The 19,445-nt window shown below is 59.9% G+C and carries 11 protein-coding genes; 10 read left to right on the top strand and 1 reads right to left on the bottom strand.

Annotated features, from left to right (window positions below; translation table 11 throughout):
• Position 1: 1 nt before the first annotated feature.
• Positions 2-4,546 carry a glutamate synthase large subunit gene (gene gltB / locus KA369_01030; protein MBP7734531.1) on the bottom strand — a complete coding sequence of 1,515 codons (4,545 nt, stop codon included), beginning with the start codon at positions 4,544-4,546 and terminating at the stop codon, positions 2-4.
• Between the two features lie 353 nt (positions 4,547-4,899).
• Between gltB and KA369_01025 the strand changes: the two genes are divergently transcribed.
• The 10 genes from KA369_01025 to KA369_00980 all read left to right on the top strand — a co-directional run bounded on the left by KA369_01025 (position 4,900) and on the right by KA369_00980 (position 19,108).
• Entirely contained in the window at positions 4,900-5,310 is a 411-nt protein-coding gene (locus tag KA369_01025) for a hydrogenase iron-sulfur subunit (GenBank protein MBP7734530.1), read from the top strand.
• Between the two features lie 69 nt (positions 5,311-5,379).
• Positions 5,380-6,297 carry a methylenetetrahydrofolate reductase gene (locus KA369_01020; protein MBP7734529.1) on the top strand — a complete coding sequence of 306 codons (918 nt, stop codon included), beginning with the start codon at positions 5,380-5,382 and terminating at the stop codon, positions 6,295-6,297.
• 22 nt (positions 6,298-6,319) lie between these two features.
• Complete coding sequence (locus tag KA369_01015) at positions 6,320-7,726, top strand: hypothetical protein (GenBank protein MBP7734528.1); 1,407 nt, start codon at positions 6,320-6,322, stop codon at positions 7,724-7,726.
• 7 nt (positions 7,727-7,733) lie between these two features.
• On the top strand, positions 7,734-9,275 hold the full coding sequence (locus KA369_01010; protein ID MBP7734527.1) for an alpha-hydroxy-acid oxidizing protein: 1,542 nt from the start codon (positions 7,734-7,736) through the stop codon (positions 9,273-9,275).
• Positions 9,272-11,974, top strand: coding sequence for a glutamate synthase (locus KA369_01005; protein ID MBP7734526.1), 2,703 nt, complete (start codon positions 9,272-9,274; stop codon positions 11,972-11,974). The genes KA369_01010 and KA369_01005 overlap by 4 nt, the downstream gene beginning before the upstream one ends.
• A gap of 35 nt (positions 11,975-12,009) precedes the next feature.
• A complete protein-coding gene (locus tag KA369_01000) occupies positions 12,010-12,579 on the top strand; it encodes a 4Fe-4S dicluster domain-containing protein (protein ID MBP7734525.1) in 570 nt (189 codons plus the stop codon).
• Positions 12,576-13,427 (top strand): CoB--CoM heterodisulfide reductase iron-sulfur subunit B family protein, encoded by an 852-nt coding sequence (locus KA369_00995; GenBank protein MBP7734524.1) that lies wholly within the window; start codon positions 12,576-12,578, stop codon positions 13,425-13,427. Before KA369_01000 ends, KA369_00995 begins: the two co-directional genes overlap by 4 nt.
• Positions 13,428-13,433: 6 nt before the next feature.
• On the top strand, positions 13,434-17,924 hold the full coding sequence (locus KA369_00990; protein MBP7734523.1) for an FAD-dependent oxidoreductase: 4,491 nt from the start codon (positions 13,434-13,436) through the stop codon (positions 17,922-17,924).
• Positions 17,925-17,996: 72 nt separating this feature from the next.
• Complete coding sequence (locus KA369_00985) at positions 17,997-18,446, top strand: hydrogenase iron-sulfur subunit (protein MBP7734522.1); 450 nt, start codon at positions 17,997-17,999, stop codon at positions 18,444-18,446.
• The gene (locus KA369_00980) at positions 18,443-19,108 is read left to right on the top strand and encodes a methylenetetrahydrofolate reductase C-terminal domain-containing protein (GenBank protein ID MBP7734521.1); all 666 of its coding nucleotides are present in this window, start codon (positions 18,443-18,445) and stop codon (positions 19,106-19,108) included. The genes KA369_00985 and KA369_00980 overlap by 4 nt, the downstream gene beginning before the upstream one ends.
• The last annotated feature ends 337 nt before the right edge of the window (positions 19,109-19,445 follow it).

Below are 19,445 nucleotides of genomic sequence, written 5' to 3'. Positions count from 1 at the left end.
GTCAGTATGTCACTCCCAGCTGTTCTTCTTCCCGTATCCGGGCGAGCTTTTCGTCGATCATGGACAGCTTCATCTCGTCCATGGCGCGCTTGTACTCGAGCGGCAGCACCTTCACGAACTTCGGCAGGACCTCGTGCCAGCCGTGGAGGATGTCCCGGGCGACGGTGCTCCCGGTGTACTTGACGTGCTTTTCGAGGTGCTCGATGATGAACTCCTGGTCCTCGTATTCGCGCACCGTCGAAAGGTTCACCATCCCCCTGTTGCAGAAATACTCGAACACCCCGTCGCGGTCGAGGACGTAGGCGATGCCGCCGCTCATGCCGGCCGCGAAGTTACGGCCCACCCTCCCGAGGACGATGATGCGCCCGCCGGTCATGTACTCGGCGCAGTGGTCGCCTGTGCCTTCCACCACCGCGGCGGCGCCGCTGTTGCGCACGGCGAAGCGCTCCCCGGCTATGCCGCGGATGTAGGCCTCGCCCGCGGTGGCGCCGTAGAGGACCGTATTCCCGATGATGATGCTCTCCTCCGGCACGAAGGCGCAGCCCGCCGGCGGTATCACGACGATGCGTCCGCCGGAGAGGCCCTTGCCCAGGTAGTCGTTGGCGTCTCCCTCGAGGCGAAAGGTGATTCCCCGCGCCAGGAAGGCGCCGAAGCTCTGCCCCGCGTGGCCCCGGAAACTGCACGATATGGTGTCGTCCGGCAGGCCCTCCTCGCCGAAGCGGCTCGACACCTCGTAGGAGAGCATGGTGCCGACGGCCCGGTCGGTGTTGTTGACGGGGAGCGCGATCTGGACCGGCATGCGGCCGTAGCGCTCCAGTGCCGGGCTCGACCGCTCGATCAGGGTTCGGTCAAGGACATCGTCAATTTTATGTATCTGCGACTGCACGCAGTGCGTTGCGTTCACCGACGCCTCCTTCGGGATGTGGAGAAGGGGAGACGGGTCCACGGTTTTCGCCTTCCAGTGGTCGATGGCACGCACGGTAAGGAGGTCCCTCCGGCCGACCAGGTCGTCGAACTTCCTGACGCCCAGCTCCGCCATGATCTCCCGCACCTCCCGCACCATGAAGGTGAAGAAGTTGATGAGGTGCTCCGGCCTGCCGGTGAATTTCTTCCGGAGCTCAGGGTCCTGGGTGGCGACGCCCACGGGGCAGGTGTTCTGGTGGCACTTGCGCATCATCACGCATCCCAGCACGATGAGGGTGGAGGTGCCGAAGCCGAACTCCTCCGCACCCAGCAGCGCGACGATCACGATCTCGCGGCCGGTCTTGATCTGGCCGTCGGTCTGGAGCCGCACCCGGCCGCGCAGGTCGTTCATGACCAGGGTCTGGTGGGTCTCGGCGAGACCGATCTCCCAGGGAAGCCCCGCGTGCTTGATGGAGCTGATGGGGCTCGCGCCGGTGCCTCCCTCGAAGCCGCTGATGAGGATGTTGTCCGCGTGGGCCTTGGCGACGCCGGCAGCGACGGTGCCCACGCCGCTCTCCGACACGAGCTTGACGCTCACCCGCGCCTTCGGGTTGGCGTTCTTAAGGTCAAAGATGAGCTGCGCCAGGTCTTCGATGGAGTAGATGTCGTGGTGCGGCGGCGGCGATATGAGGGTGACCCCCGGGGTCGAGTGCCTGGTCTTTGCGATGGTCCTGTCGACCTTGTACCCGGGGAGCTGTCCCCCTTCGCCCGGCTTCGCGCCCTGGGCTATCTTGATCTGGAGCTCGTCCGCGTTGGCCAGGTAGTTGCTGGTGACGCCGAACCTTCCCGAGGCGACCTGCTTGATGGCGCTCCGGGTGGAGACGCCGTCCGGGTGCGCCGTGAAGCGCTCCGGGTCTTCGCCCCCCTCGCCGGAATTGCTGCGGCCGCTGATGGCGTTCATGGCCGCGGCAATGGTCTCGTGGGCCTCCTTCGATATGGACCCGAAGGACATGGCGCCGGTGGTGAGGCGCTTCAGGATGTTCTTCTCGCTCTCGACCTCGTCTATCGGTATGGGCGTCTGTTTCCTGAAGTCGAAGAGTCCCCGGATGAAATGGGGACGCCGGTTCAGGCCGTTTATCAGGTCGGAGAATTTCTTGTAAATGGCGTAATCGCCGGACCGGGTGGCCCACTGCAGAAGATGAATCGACTCCGGGTTCCATGCGTGTCGCTCACCCTCCTTGCGGAACTGGTATACGCCCTGGGACTCGAGGAGCCTCGGCCTTCTCACGAAGGCGGTATCGTGATGCATCAGCGCTTCGCGCTCCACCTCGGCGATGCCGATGCCGCCGATGCGCGAATCCGTTCCCGTAAAATAGGTTTCTATCAGGTCCCCGCCGAGGCCGACTGCCTCGAAGATCTGGGACCCGCGGTAGCTCCGCAGCGTGGAGGTTCCCATTTTTGACAATACTTTCAAAAGCCCCTTGTTGACGGCCTTGATGTAATTGTCCTCGGCCTTCATGTAACGCAGGTTCTTGAGCTCCTCTTTCTGCACCAGGTCATGGATGGTGGCGAAGGCGCCGTAGGGATTCACGGCGCTTGCCCCGTACCCGAAGAGGAGGGCGAAATGCATCACCTCCCGGGCCTCGGCGGTTTCTATGATGAGTCCGATGCGCGTGCGCTTCTTCGTCCGTATCAGGTAGTGATGGACGCCGGCGCAGGCGAGGAGCGATGGTATGGGGGCGTTCTCCCGGTCGGCTCCCCGGTCCGACAGTATTATGTAGGAATAGCCCTGGTCGATTTTTTCCTCAACGCTCATGCAGAGGTTGTCGAGGGCACGCTTCATGCTGCCCGGCGCGGTCCTGACCGGGAAGGTCATGGGCAGGGTGATGCTCTTGAACGCGGGATCCGTGTTCTGCCGGATGGTCTCGATGTTCCGGTTGGTGAATATGGGGCTCTTGAACTTGATCATGCGGCAGTGCTCGGGCGTCTCGTCCAGGAGGTTCTTCTGCGCGCCGATGTAGCTGGTAAGGGTCATGACCAGCTCCTCCCGGATCGGGTCTATGGGCGGGTTCGTCACCTGGGCGAAGCACTGCTTGAAGTAATTGAAAAGGCGCTGGGGCCTGTCCGAAAAGACCGCCAGGGGAGTGTCGGTCCCCATGGACCCGGTCGGCTCCTGGGCCGTCTCCGCCATGGGAACGATGATGTCCTCGACGTCTTCGCGGGTGTATCCGTGGAGGAGGTGTAGGTCGTGGAGCGCTTCCGATTCGACCGCCACCGGCGCGTCACCCTTCATGTCAAGGTCCTCCAGGTTGATACGGTTGAGCTGGACCCAGAGCTGATAGGGCTTTCGGGTGTAAATGGAGCGCTTGATCTCGTCGTCCGGGATGATGCGGCCCTGTTCCATGTCAACGAGGAGCAGCTTGCCCGGCATGAGACGCCCCTTGTAGATGATCGCCTCCGGGGGGAAGGTCTGGACGCCCACCTCCGATCCCATGACGATGAGATCGTCCCGTGTGATCACGTAGCGGGACGGCCGCAGTCCGTTCCGGTCCAGGGTGCCCCCCACGTAGCGTCCGTCGCAGAAGACCATGGAGGCGGGACCGTCCCACGGCTCCATGAAGGTGGAGTGGAACTCGTAGAAATATTTCAGCTCTTCCGGTATGGGGTTTTTCTCGTTCCATGATTCCGGTATGAGCATCATGAGGGCGTGGGGAAGGGACCGGCCGTTGTAGTAGAGCATTTCCAGGACGTTGTCAAAGGATGCCGAATCGCTTTTGCCCGGCTCGATGACCGGCATTGTTTTTTTCAGCTCGTCTCCGAACACGGATGACGCGAAGGTGGATTCGCGGGCCGACATCCAGAACCGGTTTCCCTTGACGGTGTTGATCTCGCCGTTATGGGCGAGCATCCGGAAGGGCTGGGCCAGGTCCCAGGACGGAAAGGTGTTTGTGCTGAAACGCGAGTGGACCAGGGCCACGGCGCTGGCCGCGCGGGGGTCCCTGAGGTCGCGGTAATAATGGCGCACCTGCGCGGGCATGAGCATCCCCTTGTACACGATGGTCCTGCCCGACAGGGAGGGTATATAAAAGAGGTGCTTTTCCCTGTGGGAGGAATTCCTGATGGCGTCCTCTGTCATTTTCCGTATGACGTACAGCTTCCGTTCGAGGAGGTCCCTGTCTATCGGGACGTCGCCGGAAACGAAGATCTGCTTCATGGCCGGTTCGGAAGCCTTTGAAATTGTTCCCAGGACCGAGTTATCGACGGCTATGTCCCGCCATCCTATGACGGACAGGCCCTCCTCGCCGACGACGCGCTCCAGTTCCGCCATGCACGATTCGGCCTCGCTCTTCTTCCGGGGAAGGAATACGATGCCGGTGCCGTACTCTCCCGGACCGGGGAGCGCGGCCATATCATCCCGGTACAGATCGTGGGGTATCTGCATGAGAATGCCGGCCCCGTCGCCGGTCTTGTTGTCCGCGCTTTCGGCTCCGCGGTGTTCCATGCGCTCAAGAACTTCAAGGCCGCGCTCGATTATCTCGTGGGAGCGTTTTCCTTTTATGTGAGCGACGAAACCGATGCCGCATGAATCGTGTTCGTGGGCGCTGTTGTAGAGTCCTTCCTGAGGTGGCAACGAGTCTGACATGAAACAAGTTCTCCTGAATTGAATCTTAAATGAAAAATCAACTGCCTGAATCGCAACAAGTCGTTATGTAAATCTCAGAAATAATATACTATAACTATAATAAATTTCACATTACATTTATGTAAAATTTTATTTATTCTAACATTAAGTTTAGCAATGCTAAAATTAATGTTACATGAAAATAAAATTTTCAGATTAATGCTTTCAATCGTATTTGTTGATGAGAGTTCTTCTTGACGATAAAGTTATCACTCTGAAAAGTGTTTTCAAAATTTGTGCAGTGAAAAATTTTTCGTCTGCACCATGTGATGCGTCTTCGGTAAGATTCATACTCTACTCGTCAGAGGGGCCTTGTGAATAGTACGACAAAGAAGCAGGTTAAATTATACATCTTTTATTGCGCCAACAGCCTGGATGGCGATGAATTGAACCGCGCGGTACATGCCGATGAAGAAATCGAATACCGGATCATCAGCCTCCCCTGTTCGGGCAAGGCCAATCTGCTCTATCTCATCAAGGCCTTCGAAAAGGGCGCCGACGGTCTCCTGATGATCACCTGCGAGAAAAATAAATGCCACTATCTTGAAGGAAACCTCAGGTCGCCCAAGCGGGTCGAGGAAGTCAATTCGTTGCTTGAAGAAATTGGGATGGGAAAAGACCGCATGGCGGTATTAACAGTGAATGGTCAGGGGCTCGAGCCGGTCCTGTCGCGGCTGCATGAATTTAGCGATTCCATCAAGAACATGGCAGCTCTGACAGCCTGACCCCGTGGGACCCTGTCCGGCCTCCGGTGCGGCAATAAATAAAGATATTTTTATAGACTGGAATTGAACATGAAAACAGGAAAAACGCTCAGCGATCAGATACAGAACGGGGATTTCATCGTCACCGCCGAATACCTGCCGAAGGCTGAAACCGACGGCGCGTCGATGAAAAGCGCCCTCCAGGCGCTGCAGGCGGTGCCCTCGGCCGTCAACGTGTCCGATAATCCCTTCGGGGTCGCCCAGTCGAGCCTTGCGGCCTCGGTATTGCTGGCCCAGTCCGGGATAGAGCCGATATTCCAGGTCGTCACCCGCGACAGGAACCGCATAGCCCTCCAGTCAGACCTGCTGGGCGCCGCGACGCTGGGGATCAGGAACCTGCTCTGCCTTTCCGGCTACCACCAGAGCCTGACGGACAGCGCCGAGTCGGCCAATGTCTATGACATCGATTCGACCCAGCTCCTGGCCATGGTCAAGGCCATGACGCACAAGGGAGAACTCCTGAACGGGGCCAGGATCGGCGGCTCTTTTTCCATGACCGCAGGGGCGGTGGCAAATCCCTCCCTGAAACCCATCGAGTTGAACATGCTGCGCCTTGCCCAAAAGGCCGAAAGCGGCGCCGCTTTCATACAGACCCAGGCAGTTTTTAATGTCGAAGAATTCGGACAGTGGCTTGCGGCGGCGCAGCAGGCGGGCATTGGCGCGACCACGGCGATCCTTGCCGGGGTCCTTCCCCTGGAGAGCGCCGAAGAGGCCGAGCGTCTCCGGAATGCCTACACCGAGTTCCAGATCCCCGACAGCGTGGTGGAGCGGCTGCGATCGGCCGGAGACGGGGCGGCCCAGAAAAAGGAAGGCCTTGCCATCTGCGTCGAAACCATCCAGGCCCTGAAGAACATGAAGGGCGTCCGGGGAATCCATGTTCTCTCGGGCGGCAAGGAAGAAATCATACCGCGGCTCCTGGGGGAATCGGGCCTATCCGTCAAAGACTAAATGGAAGGGGAGATGTGACGCCATGCCCAAGAAATATCATATCGAAACGAAACCGGTGCCGCCGCGCCGGCCCCGCGTCGGAAAATACGGCATCGTCGACTGGCGCGAGGATTGCGCGCGGTGCCATAACTGCGTGAAAAAAGCGTGCGTATACGACCGCCACAGGGACGAGATGAAATACATCAGGAACCTCGAGGACGTGGACGCCCTTTTCTTCGACTGCATGGGCTGCCTCTCCTGCGTGCAGGAATGCACGAAGAACCTGCTGCGCCTTTCCATTAACCCGGCCTATGAGAACCTCGGCAACGGCTACTGGAGGCCGGAGATCATCCATACCACGTGGCTCCAGGCCGAGACCGCCAAGATTCCAGTGTCCGGCGCCGGGTACGGGGGGAGATTTTCCGGCCACGGCTTCGATTCGATGTGGACCGATATGTCGGAGATCGTGAGGCCCACCAGGGACGGGATCCACGGCCGCGAGTATATCAGCACCGCGGTGGATGTCGGGTCAAAGAACTCGTACCTTTCCTTCGGCGACGCGCAGGTGGGTGCCGATCTTCCTCCCCTGCTCTCCCTTCCCATGCCGCTTTTAATAGACATGATACCGTCGAACTATTCATTGCCGGTCCTTGAATCCTTTATCGCCGAAACGGCCTTCAGGACCGACCTCATTGCAATCATCGATTCCGGCAAATGGCCTGTGGCGATGAACAATCCGGAACTGTATCTTCCCCATCTGGCCTTCTTCTTCGATCATGACGCGAAGATGCTCCCTTCCGACATAGTGGCAAAAACAAGGCTCGTCGAGATTCCCTATGGCGGGAATGTCAGGGAACGGATTGAGGAATTCAAACGGATAAACAGGAACATCATCGTGTCGGTGCGGATCAACATGGACGCCGACGGCATCGGCCGCGCCGAGGAGCTGGCCGCCGGCGGCGTCGAGGTCATCCATGTGGTGGCTGACACCAACGGCAGCGAGATAGGCGCGGCCAAACCCAGGTTCATCAAGGACATGATCAGGACCATCCACACGGCGCTGATCCGGAAGGGAATCCGCGACGAGGTCACGGTGGTGGCGGGCGGCGGCATCGCCCTTCCCGAGCACATGGCCAAGGGCATCATCTGCGGCGCCGATTTGGTTTCAGTGGAGCTGCCGCTGCTCATAGCCCTGGAATGCCATCTTTGCGACAGGTGCAGTGCGGGTCACCTATGCCCGGCCAAGATACGGGACGTGACCATGGAATATGCCGTGGGCCGGATGACGAACCTGATCAGCGCCTGGCACAACCAGCTGATCGAGCTCATGGGAGCCATGGGGATGCGCGACGCCCGCCGCCTCCGGGGAGACGTGGGCAGGGCGATGTTTTTCGAACAACTTGAGGAGGAGACCTTTGGCAAACTTTTTGGAACTCGACTGCAGGCTTGAGGACATCATTCCGGAAAAAACCCTCAAGACGCGGACTCCTCAGTTCAAGCAGGAGCGCACGATCCGTCACGCGCCGCCGCGCTATCGCAATGAATTCGCCAAATACGTCATTTACCGGGACGAGGAGAAATGCGCCCTCTGCGGCGCCTGCGCAGCGACCTGTCCCCAGGGCGTCCATGTCCTGAAGCCGGGATACAAGTATTTCGCCGCGCCCAGGAGCCATCTCTGCATCGGACCCCGGTGCGAAAAAAAGGGACGCTACTGCATCACCGCCTGCCCCCGGGGAGCCCTGACGATAGAGGAAAATCCGATGATGAAGGCCCTCGGGGACTACCGGTGGACCGCGAACATGATCCTGGCCACGTGGAAAATGGCCGAGACCGGCGAGGTCCCGAACGAGGATTACGAATTTGATTTTGAGACCGGGAACTCCGGCGGCGGTTTTGACCGCATCCGGTTCAGGTTTCCGGAAACGCCCCCGGTTCGGGTAAAACTTGAAGACATCGATATCGGCATAGAGCTGAACCGCCGCAATGACGGCCGCGCGAAAATCAGGATTGACGTCCCCTGGTACGGAGGCGGGATGTCCTTTGGCTCGGTCAGCAATACGACGCAGCTTTCCAAGGCCCGGGCCGCCGTGGCGTGGAACACCTTCACCTGCACCGGCGAGGGCGGATACATGGAGCGGATGAGGCCCTATGACGATCACGTGATCACCCAGGTCGCCACCGGCCTTTTCGGCGTGCGCGAGGAGACAATCCAGCGGGTCCCCATCGTCGAGTTCAAATACGCCCAGGGAGCGAAGCCGGGCCTCGGCGGACACCTCCTGGGGGACAAGAACACCCCGGCCGTGGCGCGGATGCGGGAAACAGTGGTGGGGATATCGCTCTTTTCCCCTTTCCCCTTCCACAGCGTCTACTCCATAGAAGACCACATGAAGCACCTCGACTGGATCAAGCACATGAACCGCCGCTGCCTCGTTTCGACGAAGGTTTCAACACCGACCGACGTGGACATGGTGGCGGTGGGGAGCTATTTCGCCGGCACCCACATCGTGCACATCGACGGCGGGTACGGCGGCACCGGCGCGGCCCCGGATATCGCCAAGAAGAACATCGCCATGCCCATCGAATACGCCATCCCCAAGGTCCATAATTTCCTTGTGGCCGAAGGTGTGCGGGAACACGTCACGCTCATGGCCAGCGGCGGCATACGCAATCCCTACGACGTGGCCAAGGCCATCGCCATGGGAGCGGACGGGGTCATCGTCGGCACCATGGAAATGGTCGCCCTCGGGTGCGTTCGGTGCGGGCGCTGCTCTGCCGGCCGCGGATGCCCCCGCTGCATCGCTACCACCGACAAGAAGCTGGTGCGGAAGATCGATCTGGAATGGGGAACCCAGCGGCTTATCAACACTTACAATGCCTGGAGGAACGAGCTCATGAGGATCCTCCGGCGGCTGGGCCTCGACAGCATCAAGAAGCTGCGGGGCCGTTCGGATCTGCTGATGCATCTAGACTATACTAATGACGTGGAGCGCAAGGCGTGAAGAACAACCTGATAGAACACATCATCGATTCCAGGAAAAGGCTCGTCGCGGAATTCGGGTTGCCGGCGAAGGCCGGGAAATGCGAAGAGGAGGGTGGCTGCGGCGTCGTCGGTTTCTGCTGCTCCGAGCCTGTCCCGGGCAAGCACATTCACGAGCCCTCCAAGCAGATGCACAACCGCGGCAACGGCAAGGGCGGCGGCATAGCGGCGGTGGGATTCGTGCCGGAAGAGCTCGGCGTGACCAGGGAAATCCTCGACGACTGCTACATGGTCCACGTGGCCTATCTGGACCCGGCGTCGCAGCCCGAGGTGGAAAAACAATTCATCGATCCTTTCTTTGACATAGCCCACAGGGCGATGCTCGATACGGTCGATGACTGGAAAAAGGTCCCCGGCCTGGAAGTGAGGCCGCCGGACGTGTGCCGCTATTTCGTGCGTGTCAAACCGGCGGTGCTTGATTCTTTTATTAATGAAAATAAACTCCTCGATCTGGACCGCCGCGAAGGGGAAGAGGAATTCCTGAACCAGAACAGCTTCAGGCTCAACCAGACCTTTTACGCCTCCCTGGGGGACAAGCAGGCCTTCGTCCTATCCAACGGCAGGAACATGATGATCCTGAAGGTTGTCGGATACGCTGAGGCGGTGACCCAGTATTACATGATCGAGGACCTCCGCGCCCATGTCTGGATCGCCCACCAGCGCTTCCCTACCAAGGGCCGCGTCTGGCACCCCGCCGGGGCCCACCCCTTCACGGGAGTGAACGTTGCCCTGGTGCACAACGGGGACTTCGCCAATTACCATTCCGTTTCCGAGCACCTGCTGCAGAGGAACATCCGTCCCCAGTTCCTCACCGACACCGAGGTATCGGTCCTGCTCTTCGACCTGCTGAACCGCACCTACCGCTATCCTCTTGAATACATCATCGAGGCCATGGCCCCCACGACGGAGCTCGACTTCGACCGGCTCCCTGAGGATAAACAGGGCGTCTACCGGGCCATTCAGGCCACGCACATACACGGCTCGCCGGACGGGCCCTGGTTCTTCATCATAGCGCGGAACGACGCGGTCCGGAAGCAGTTCCAGCTCCTCGGCATCACCGATACCGCCATGCTTCGCCCCCAGGTGTTCGCCTTCTGCGACGGCGAGGTTCAGGTGGGTCTCATCGGATCGGAAAAGCAGGCCATCGACGCGACGCTCCTCAGCCTTTCCAATGACGATCCCCGGATATGCCCGGTGGCCGACCGCTACTGGAACGCCCGGGGCGGAAGCCACACCGACGGCGGCGCCTTCATATTTAATATCGCGAAAAATTCCGAGGGGAGGCTAAGGCTTTCCTGCACGGATAAGTTCGGGAAGCCCGTTGCCATGCCCAGGGACACTGAACCGTGCGATTTCACCTCCGAGGCCTATCTCAGCCATGCCATGGCCGCGTCCGTGGAAAGCGACATCAGGCGCCTCATGGAGAACGGCGGGTACGATCTCTTCAGCTATGTCCGCGACGGCATTCCCGGTTGGACCTATGACGACCTGCGGGCCGTTCTCAGGATGATCACCGGCGGGATCAAGGACACGGCCACGGCCGAGATCGCGATCAGGGCCCTGACCCTGCTCAATGACCGGCGGTATCCGACGGGCGGGAAAAAGCGGAGCCATATCCTCCACATCGTGCGAAGCGAGCTCACGGGAATCTTCAAGGGATTTCCCCGCCTTGATGACGGCGGCGCCGCAGCTGAAATCGGTTATCGATTGATTGACCTCGACACCCGCCATACCCTGCGGGCCCCGGCGCGCCACGAAACGGTCCTGGCGATCAACGCCTCCGGGTTCCCTCCGGAGGGCGAGGGGAGCGACGCCTCGCTTCTCATGGACGCGTACATGAAGGGGTGGCGGCGCTTCATATCCTTCGGATGCATAGGCCAGCGCTATATCGGGAACGGACTGGGCCCCGGCACGGAGGATGTGACCATTGACGTGTATGACAGCTCCGGCGACTACCTTGCCTCCGGCATCGACGGCATGACCATATCGGTCCACAACAACGCCCAGGACCAGCTGGGACAGATCATAAAAAGCGGAAAGCTCGTCATATACGGCGACACGGGCCAGACATTCCTCTACGGCGCCAAGGGCGGCAGTATCTACGTCATGGGCAACGCCGCCGGCCGGCCCCTCATTAACTCGGTCGGGTGCCCCCGGGTGGTCATCAACGGCACCTGTCTCGATTTCCTGGGCGAATCCTTCATGGCCGGCGACCCGCACAATGAAGGCGGCTTCGTGATCCTGAACGGCGTAACCTTCGACGATGACGGCCGTGTCGTTGAAATGGAAGAGCCCTATCCGGGGAGCAACATCTTTTCCCTGGCCTCTGGCGGAGCGATCTACGTGCGTGATCCGCGGAAGACCCTGGTGGACCAGCAGCTCAACGGCGGCGTGATCGAGGCGCTGGAGGAGAAGGACTGGAAGCTCATCCTTCCTTACCTGGAAGAGAACGAGCGCCTTTTCAATATCCCGATCGATGTTCTCCTTGCCGTGAACGACAAAATGCGGAGTCCCCTCCAGGTGTTCCGCAAGGTCGTGCCGCAGGGAGCCGCCCGCACGGCCGGCGACAGGCCTGTGCCGGTCATAGACGATGAGTTTATCGAGGAGGATGTCGTCTTTGAGAATGAGCCCGTTTCCTGCGATATCGGCACCGAAACCTAGAAAGATATAATTTTAACAAAGGACGGAAATCCGGAATGCCTTTACGAATCACGAAAGAAAAAATGAAAAAGGAGCTGAAGCGCATCGTCGAGGAATCGTCGGACGTGACCATCGACCTCTGCCTGCAGTGCAAACGGTGCGCCGGCGGATGCCCCGTATCCGTCCATGCGGGGTCCTCGCCGTCGGAGATCATCAAGCAGCTGCAGATGGGGGCCGGCGAGGAGCTCCTCCGGAATGAATTCATCTGGATGTGCGCCGGCTGCGGAACCTGCTTCAGCCGCTGTCCCATGAAAATCGACAGCTCCGCCCTCATGGACTCCCTGAAGGTCCTGGCCGAGAGGATGAAAGCCGAAAAGCCAAATGGCAACATGCCGCTGATGAACAGGATCCTGCTGGGAACGATGAAATATTTCGGCCGCACCTACGACATGGGCGCCATGATCCTTTACAAGATCGGCACATCGACCTATATGAAGGATACGGACAAGGTTCCCGCCATACTGAGAAAGGGAAAGATAGCTCTTCTTCCCCCCTTCGGGGCGGACCGCAGGACGGTGAAGCGGATATTCGCCATGACCGGCGCTGACAAGGATAAAGGAAAATGAAATACGCATATTACCCCGGATGTTCGGCGGAATCGACCGCCCGTGACCAGTACAGCTCGACGAAGGCGGTTGCAAAGGCCCTCGGGATCGATCTCGTTGAGCCCGGCGGATGGACCTGCTGCGGCTCCACGCCGGCGCACCAGGTAAACCACGACCTGGCTCTCTCACTTGCCGCCGCGAACCTTCTCAAGGTGAAGGATAGGGGTCTGGACATGGTCGTCAGCTGCGCCTCCTGTTACAGCAGGATGAAGATCGCCAATCATGAAATAAGGAACAATCCCGGAGCGCGGGAGCGGGTGGCCAGCGCCATCGGCCGGGACTATGACGGCTCCGTGCCGGTGCGTCATTTCATCGAGGTCCTCCTCGAGGACCTGGGGATCGAGGCCCTCAAGGGGGCCATAACCCATTCCCTCGGCGGCATAAAGGTAGCTTCATATTACGGATGCCTACTGGTCCGTCCCGCCGAGGTGACCGGCTTCGACGATCCGGAGAACCCGGTGTCCATGGATAGGCTGGTCGCCGCCATGGGCGGAGAGAGCCTGGAGTGGCCCCACAAGGTGGAATGCTGCGGCGCCTCCCTGACCCTGACTAGGTCCGACCTGGTGGAAATACTCTCCGGCGGCATCGTTGATTTGGCCCGGGAAGCCGGCGCGGACTGCATCGCCGTGGCCTGCCCCATGTGCCAGATCAACCTGGATATGCGCCAGGGCGAAAGCCAAAGCCCCCTGCCGGTCCTGTATATAACACAGCTCCTCGGATTGTGCCTTGGCATTTCCCATCACAGTCTCGGGCTGAGCAAGCTGATACATTCACCGAAGGCGATTGCGGCGTCGGTGGCGAGAAGGTAATCAACCATGGAAAAAGATACGAACAAGATAATCGGCGCGGTCCTGGTCCAGGGCGGCGGAATCGCGGGAGTCCAGGCTGCCCTTGACCTGGCCAATTCCGGCTTCAAGGTGCACCTGGTGGAAAAATCCGCGGCCATCGGCGGCATGATGGCCCACCTGGACAAGACCTTTCCCACCGGCGACTGTGCGACCTGCATCGTGTCGCCGAAGCTGGTCGAATGCGCGAGAAATCATAATATCGAGATACACACCCTCTGCGAGATCGAAAAGCTCGAGGGCGTGCCGGGCAATTTCACGGCCCGTATCAAAAAGTCGCCCCGCTATATCGATGAAAAGATATGCAACGACTGCGGCGACTGCACCAAGGCCTGTCCGGTGGAGGTGGAGGACCGGTTCAACCGCGGCCTCGGGAAGCGGAAGGTCGTGCAGAAATATTCGGCCCAGGCGATCCCCAACAAGCCCGCGATCCAGAAGCTGGGCCACGCTCCCTGCAAGGCCACCTGCCCCGCGAACATCAACGTACAGGGGTATATCCAGCTGATCAGGAAGAAAGAGTATGTGAAGGCCGTAAACCTCATCAGGGAGCGGAATCCCCTCTCAGCCATATGCGGCCGGGTCTGTCCGGCCCCCTGCGAGGGCGAGTGCACCCGCTCGCAGGTGGATTCGGCCCTGGCCATCAGGCAGCTCAAGCGCTTCGCCTCGGACCAGGAGATGATGCTGGTTCGGTCCGGGGAGCTCCCTCTGCCGGAACAGAAGACGCCTTCCGAAAAAGCCAGGAAGGTCGCCATAATCGGCGCAGGCCCCGCGGGACTCACCTGCGCCGGCGACCTGGCCGACAGGGGTCTGGCGGTGACGATTTTCGAGGCCAGGAGCGACGCCGGCGGCATGCTCCGGTGGGGGATACCCCGCTACCGTCTTCCCCAGGACATCCTCGATTATGAAATAGATCTTATCAAGAGAAAGGGCGTCACCATCGTCGCCGGCTGCAGCATCGGTAAGGACAAGACCCTGGATGAGCTGAAGAAGGGATTTGACGCAATTTTCATCAGCGCCGGCGCCCATGGCGGCAGGAAGCTCGGCATCGAGGGAGAGGAGAAGAAGGGCGTCTCGGGCGGCGTGGATTTTCTGCGCCAGGCGGGCGAGCCGGGAAGCTGGCCCGCTGTTGAAAAGAAGGTCGTGGTCATAGGCGGCGGCAATGTCGCTGTGGACGTGGCGCGGACGGCTGTCCGCCTCGGCGCGACGCAGGTGGAGCTGGTTTCCCTGGAGCGGCGTGATCAAATGCCGGCATACCGGGAAGAGATAGAGGCGACTCTGGCTGAAGGGATCGTCATACGCAACGGCTGGGGGCCCCGCCGCATCCTCGGCGGCGATTCCGTCACAGGAATAGAATTTAAAGAGTGCCTCAGGGTCTTTGACGAAAAGGGAAGATTCAGCCCCGAATACAATGATAAGAATCTCACGATAATAGACACAACCCAGGTCATCGTGGCCATCGGCCAGATGACGGATGGGGAATTCCTCAAGCATATCGGCGCCGACGCGGAGCGGGGCTGCTTCAAGGTCGATCCCCGCACCATGGAAACGTCCCTTAAGGGAATATTCGCCGGCGGCGACAACGCCTCCGGTCCGGCCAGCGTTATCCAGGCGGTGGCTGCGGGGAAGCGAGCGGCCGAATCGATAGAGCGCTACCTGGACGGCAAGGACATGCTCTCCGACCGCTTTGAATCAACGGTGCGGCCCGTGCCTGAGGAGATGCTTCCATCCCTGAAACATATTGAAAAGAAATCCCGGGCCACGGCTGTCCATCTTCCGGCGGACGCCAGGATCGCCGGCTTTGACGAGGTTGAAGCCGCCTTTTCCGTTGAAGAGGCCCTGGCCGAAGCGGAGCGATGCCTGAACTGCGCTGTCTGCTCCGAGTGCATGGAGTGCGTCGCCGCCTGCGACAAGAAGGCCGTCGTCCACGATATGAGGGAAGAGTCTTTCGGCCTGGAGATAGGGTCCGTCATCCTGGCCCCCGGCTTCAGGGAGTTTGACGCTGAGCGGAAGGGCGAATTCGGCTACAACCGTTATTCCAATGTGCTCACCAGCGTCCAGTTCGAGCGGATGCTTTCCGCGGCCGGTCCCTACGGCGGCCACGTGGTGCGGCGGGACGACGGCAGGGAGGCGAAGCGCATAGCCTGGATCCAGTGCGTCGGCTCCCGCGACTCCAGGTGCGGCAACGAATACTGTTCCTCCATCTGCTGCATGGCCACGACGAAGCAGGCCCTGGTGGCGGACGAGCACATTGACGGCATGGAGGCGTCCATATTCTACATGGACATACGTGCCTTCGGGAAGGATTTCGACCAGTACTACGAGCGGGCCAGGGCCAGGGACAATATCGCGTACATAAAGAGCATTCCCTCTAGGGCCCTCCAGGTCCCCGGAACGGGGGACATCAGGCTCCGCTTCCTCAATGAGCGGTTCCGGCACGAGGAGCGCGATTTTGACCTGGTGGTCCTGGCCGTCGGCATGGACCCCAAGACCGATATTTCCGAAGGCATGGCGCGCCTCGGCATCGAGCTGGACCAGTCGGGTTTCTGCAAGACCAGCCGGTACGCGCCCATGGAGACGTCGCGGCCCGGCGTGTTCGTGGCCGGCGCCTTCCAGGAGCCGAAGGACATTCCGGAAACGGTGACCCAGGCGAGCGCGGCCGCGTCCCTGTCGATGGAGCTGCTGGCCGGGTCCCGCAACACCCTCATCGCGAAGAAGAAATACCCGGTAGAGCACGATACGACGGACGAGGAGCCGAGGATCGGCGTGTTCGTGTGCCACTGCGGAATCAACATAGCCTCGACCGTTGACGTGGAAAAAGTGACGAACGCCATAGCCGGCGATCCCAATGTGGTCGTCGCCTCCCACACGATGTACACCTGCTCCGATTCGAGCCTTTCGGAGATCAAGAAGCGCATCGCCGAATACCGTCTCAACCGGGTCGTGGTCGCCTCCTGCACCCCGCGGACCCACGAGCCGCTCTTCCGCGAGACATTGCGCGAGGCGGGCCTGAACCCCTACCTCTTCGAGCTGGCCAACATACGGGACCAGTGCTCGTGGGTGCATTCGTCCGATCCGGACCACGCGACCCTGAAGGCCATCGAGCTGGTGCGGATGTCCATCGCCCGGGCGGGGCTCCTGAAGCCCCTCACGGGGGAATCGATCGCGATTAACCAGAACGGCCTGGTCATCGGCGGGGGTCTCTCCGGCATGACCGCGGCGCTTTCCCTGGCGGAGCAGGGGTTCTCCGTGTCCCTGGTCGAAAAGTCGGGGAAGCTGGGGGGGCAGATGTCACTCATCCACTCCACCCTTGATTGCGACAACACCGCGGAATTCATGAATGACCTCATTCGGAGAGTAAAGGGCCACCGCAACATCGCGACCCACCTGAACTGCGAGGTCGATTCGGTCCATGGCCATATCGGCAATTTCACAGCCACGCTGACGGAGATGAAAGCCGGTAACGGCAAGGGCGTAGAAGTGTCCTGCGGGGCCGTCATTGTCGCCACCGGAGCGGAGCCGGCGCGGCCCCTTGAATATCTCTACGGCGAATCGGACAACATCCTCACCCAGCTCGAGCTGGAGCAGCTTATCCACGAAGAGCATTTCGCCCGGAACGTGAAGAACATCGTCATGATCCAGTGCGTCGGCTCGCGCAACAGGGAAACGCCCTATTGCAGCCGGGTGTGCTGTTCCATGGCGGTCAAGAATGCCCTGATACTCAAGGAGAAGAACCCCGAAGTCAATATCTATATCCTGTACCGGGACATCAGGACCTACGGATTCAGGGAAAAGCACTATCAGCGGGCGCGCAAGGCCGGCATCGTGTTTCTCCGCTACAGCGAAACCAAGCAGCCGGAAGTGTATTACGAGGAAAACATGCTCATCGTCTCCCTCACGAGCCCCGATCTTCCCGAACCGATCGAGATCGAAGCGGACAAGGTGATCCAGAGCACGGGGATCAAGGCCTCTCCCGATAACCGGCGGTTGTCGGACATGCTGAAGCTGCAGCTCAACAATGACGGTTTTTTCCTGGAAGCCCACATCAAGCTGCGCCCGGTCGATTTCGCCACGGAAGGTGTGTACCTCTGCGGACTCGCCCATTCGCCGAAAATGATCGATGAGAACATTTCCCAGGCCAGGGCCGCGGCGTCGCGCGCCGCCACGGTCCTGTCGAAGACCCATCTCGAGGTCGGGGCCCAGGTGTCGGAAGTGAACCAGGACAAGTGCATATCCTGCATGACCTGCGTCCACGCCTGTCCCTACGGGGCGCCCTTCATGAACGTCGACGGCAAGGGGGAGATCATGGCTGCGAAATGCATGGGCTGCGGCATATGCGCCTCTGAGTGCCCGGCACGGGCCATACAGCTCAATCATTTCGAGTCACGGCAGTTCAACACCATGCTGGAAAAACTGCTGGATAACTATATCGCGGATTATGCCGCTGCCGGAAAGAAAAAATGAGGATGGCCGGCCTCCCATAACCCAGAGGGACGATGAAATAAAACAGGAAATTATGCATGAAAGAGGAAATACATGAGTGATGAATATTTCGAGCCGTTGATCATAGCCTTTTGCTGCCAGTACTGTTCTTATTCAGCAGCGGACCTGGCCGGCTCCATGCGGCTGCAGTACCCGACCAATGTGCGTATCATCCGGACCCCCTGCACCGGAAGGCTCGAGGTCGAGTTTTTCATGAAGGCCTTCGAGAGGGGCGCCGACGGCATTCTCGTCGCCGGGTGCCTGGAGGGGGGATGCCATTTCTCGGAGGGTAATCTTCTGGCCAAGGGCAGGGTCCGCTATACTCGGTCCTTTCTTTCGGAAAGCGGCCTGGATGAAAGCCGCATTCGCATGGTGAATGTATCCGCGGCCGGCGCGCGGCTTTTAGTTGATCATATCAATGAAATGATAGAGACGGTGAGGCAGCTCGGGCCCAACCCGCTGAAAAAAACCAACCAATCAGTCAATCAGGAGATATGCGTATGATAGTAGCGCAGAGAAAAAGCATTCCCGAGCTCATCGACATGCTGCAGGGAAAGAAAAAAGTGCTGGTGCTGGGATGCGGCACCTGCGTGACCGTGTGCCTGGCCGGCGGCGAGCGCGAGGTGAGCATCATCTCGTCGGCCCTTCGCATAGCGGCCCGGCTGAGGAGCCTTCCGCTGGAGATCGAGGAGCTGACCATCGAGCGCCAGTGCGATAATATTTTCCTGGAGAAGGCGGCGGAAGCGATCAGCCGGAACGACATCATACTCTCCCTCGGCTGCGGCGCCGGCGTGCAGGCCGTCGCCGAGCGGTACAACAAGCCGGTCTACGCCGGCCTTGACACGGAGTTTATAGGCATTCTCGAAGAGCGGGCGGTCTGGACAGAGAAATGCGCGGCCTGCGGGAAATGCGTCCTCCATGAATACGGGGGAATATGCCCCGTCACCAGGTGCGCCAAGCATATGCTCAACGGACCCTGCGGCGGGTCGCGGGAAGACCGGTGCGAAGTGAGGCCTGACCGCAGCTGCGCGTGGCAATTGATATACCGAAGGCTTAAGGAGATCGGCGAGCTTGACAGGCTCAAGGTGGTGAAAGCGCCGAAAAACTGGAATGTGAGCCTTCATGGCGGAAGCAGGGTTATCATCCGGGAAGATCATCGGATTTAACCGGATCCATGCCGTATGTTGAAATAAAAGACACGTCCCCTTGGGGCAGTGTGCAATAAATCCAGTGCCCGCCGATATGGCGGTCGCCACTCTCTGCTCCGCGGTTCTCCCTGTGCGCGGGTATTCATTTCTATAATTGACAATGTTATGGGTACGCTCCATGAATCATTGGAATTTCTGCGTATTTAATTCTTTATACCGGGGTTGAGGGGCGAAGCCCCTCATAAGCCCCTCTCCCCGCAGGGGCTCCATGCGCCCAACAGGATGTTGCAGTGCCGACGCCGCACAGGATGTGCAAAAAGGCGTCGGCCGAGCGTGTGACGCGGTTCCACAGCGA

The sequence above is a fragment of the Spirochaetota bacterium genome, from assembly GCA_017999915.1.
Lineage (GTDB): Bacteria > Spirochaetota > UBA4802 > UBA4802 > UBA5550 > RBG-16-49-21.
Note: the sequence above shows the minus strand (reverse complement) of the source record. Positions and strands in the feature narration are given on the sequence as shown.

Bases quoted from the DNA above. Each gene is read 5' to 3' on its own strand.
- KA369_00980 (MBP7734521.1), top strand. From the start codon at position 18,443: ATGATAGTAGCGCAGAGAAAAAGCATTCCCGAGCTCATCGACATGCTG.
- KA369_00990 (MBP7734523.1), top strand. From the start codon at position 13,434: ATGGAAAAAGATACGAACAAGATAATCGGCGCGGTCCTGGTCCAGGGC.
- KA369_01015 (MBP7734528.1), top strand. From the start codon at position 6,320: ATGCCCAAGAAATATCATATCGAAACGAAACCGGTGCCGCCGCGCCGG.
- gltB (MBP7734531.1), bottom strand. From the start codon at position 4,546: ATGTCAGACTCGTTGCCACCTCAGGAAGGACTCTACAACAGCGCCCAC.
- KA369_01020 (MBP7734529.1), top strand. From the start codon at position 5,380: ATGAAAACAGGAAAAACGCTCAGCGATCAGATACAGAACGGGGATTTC.
- KA369_00985 (MBP7734522.1), top strand. From the start codon at position 17,997: ATGAGTGATGAATATTTCGAGCCGTTGATCATAGCCTTTTGCTGCCAG.
- KA369_01000 (MBP7734525.1), top strand. From the start codon at position 12,010: ATGCCTTTACGAATCACGAAAGAAAAAATGAAAAAGGAGCTGAAGCGC.
- KA369_00995 (MBP7734524.1), top strand. From the start codon at position 12,576: ATGAAATACGCATATTACCCCGGATGTTCGGCGGAATCGACCGCCCGT.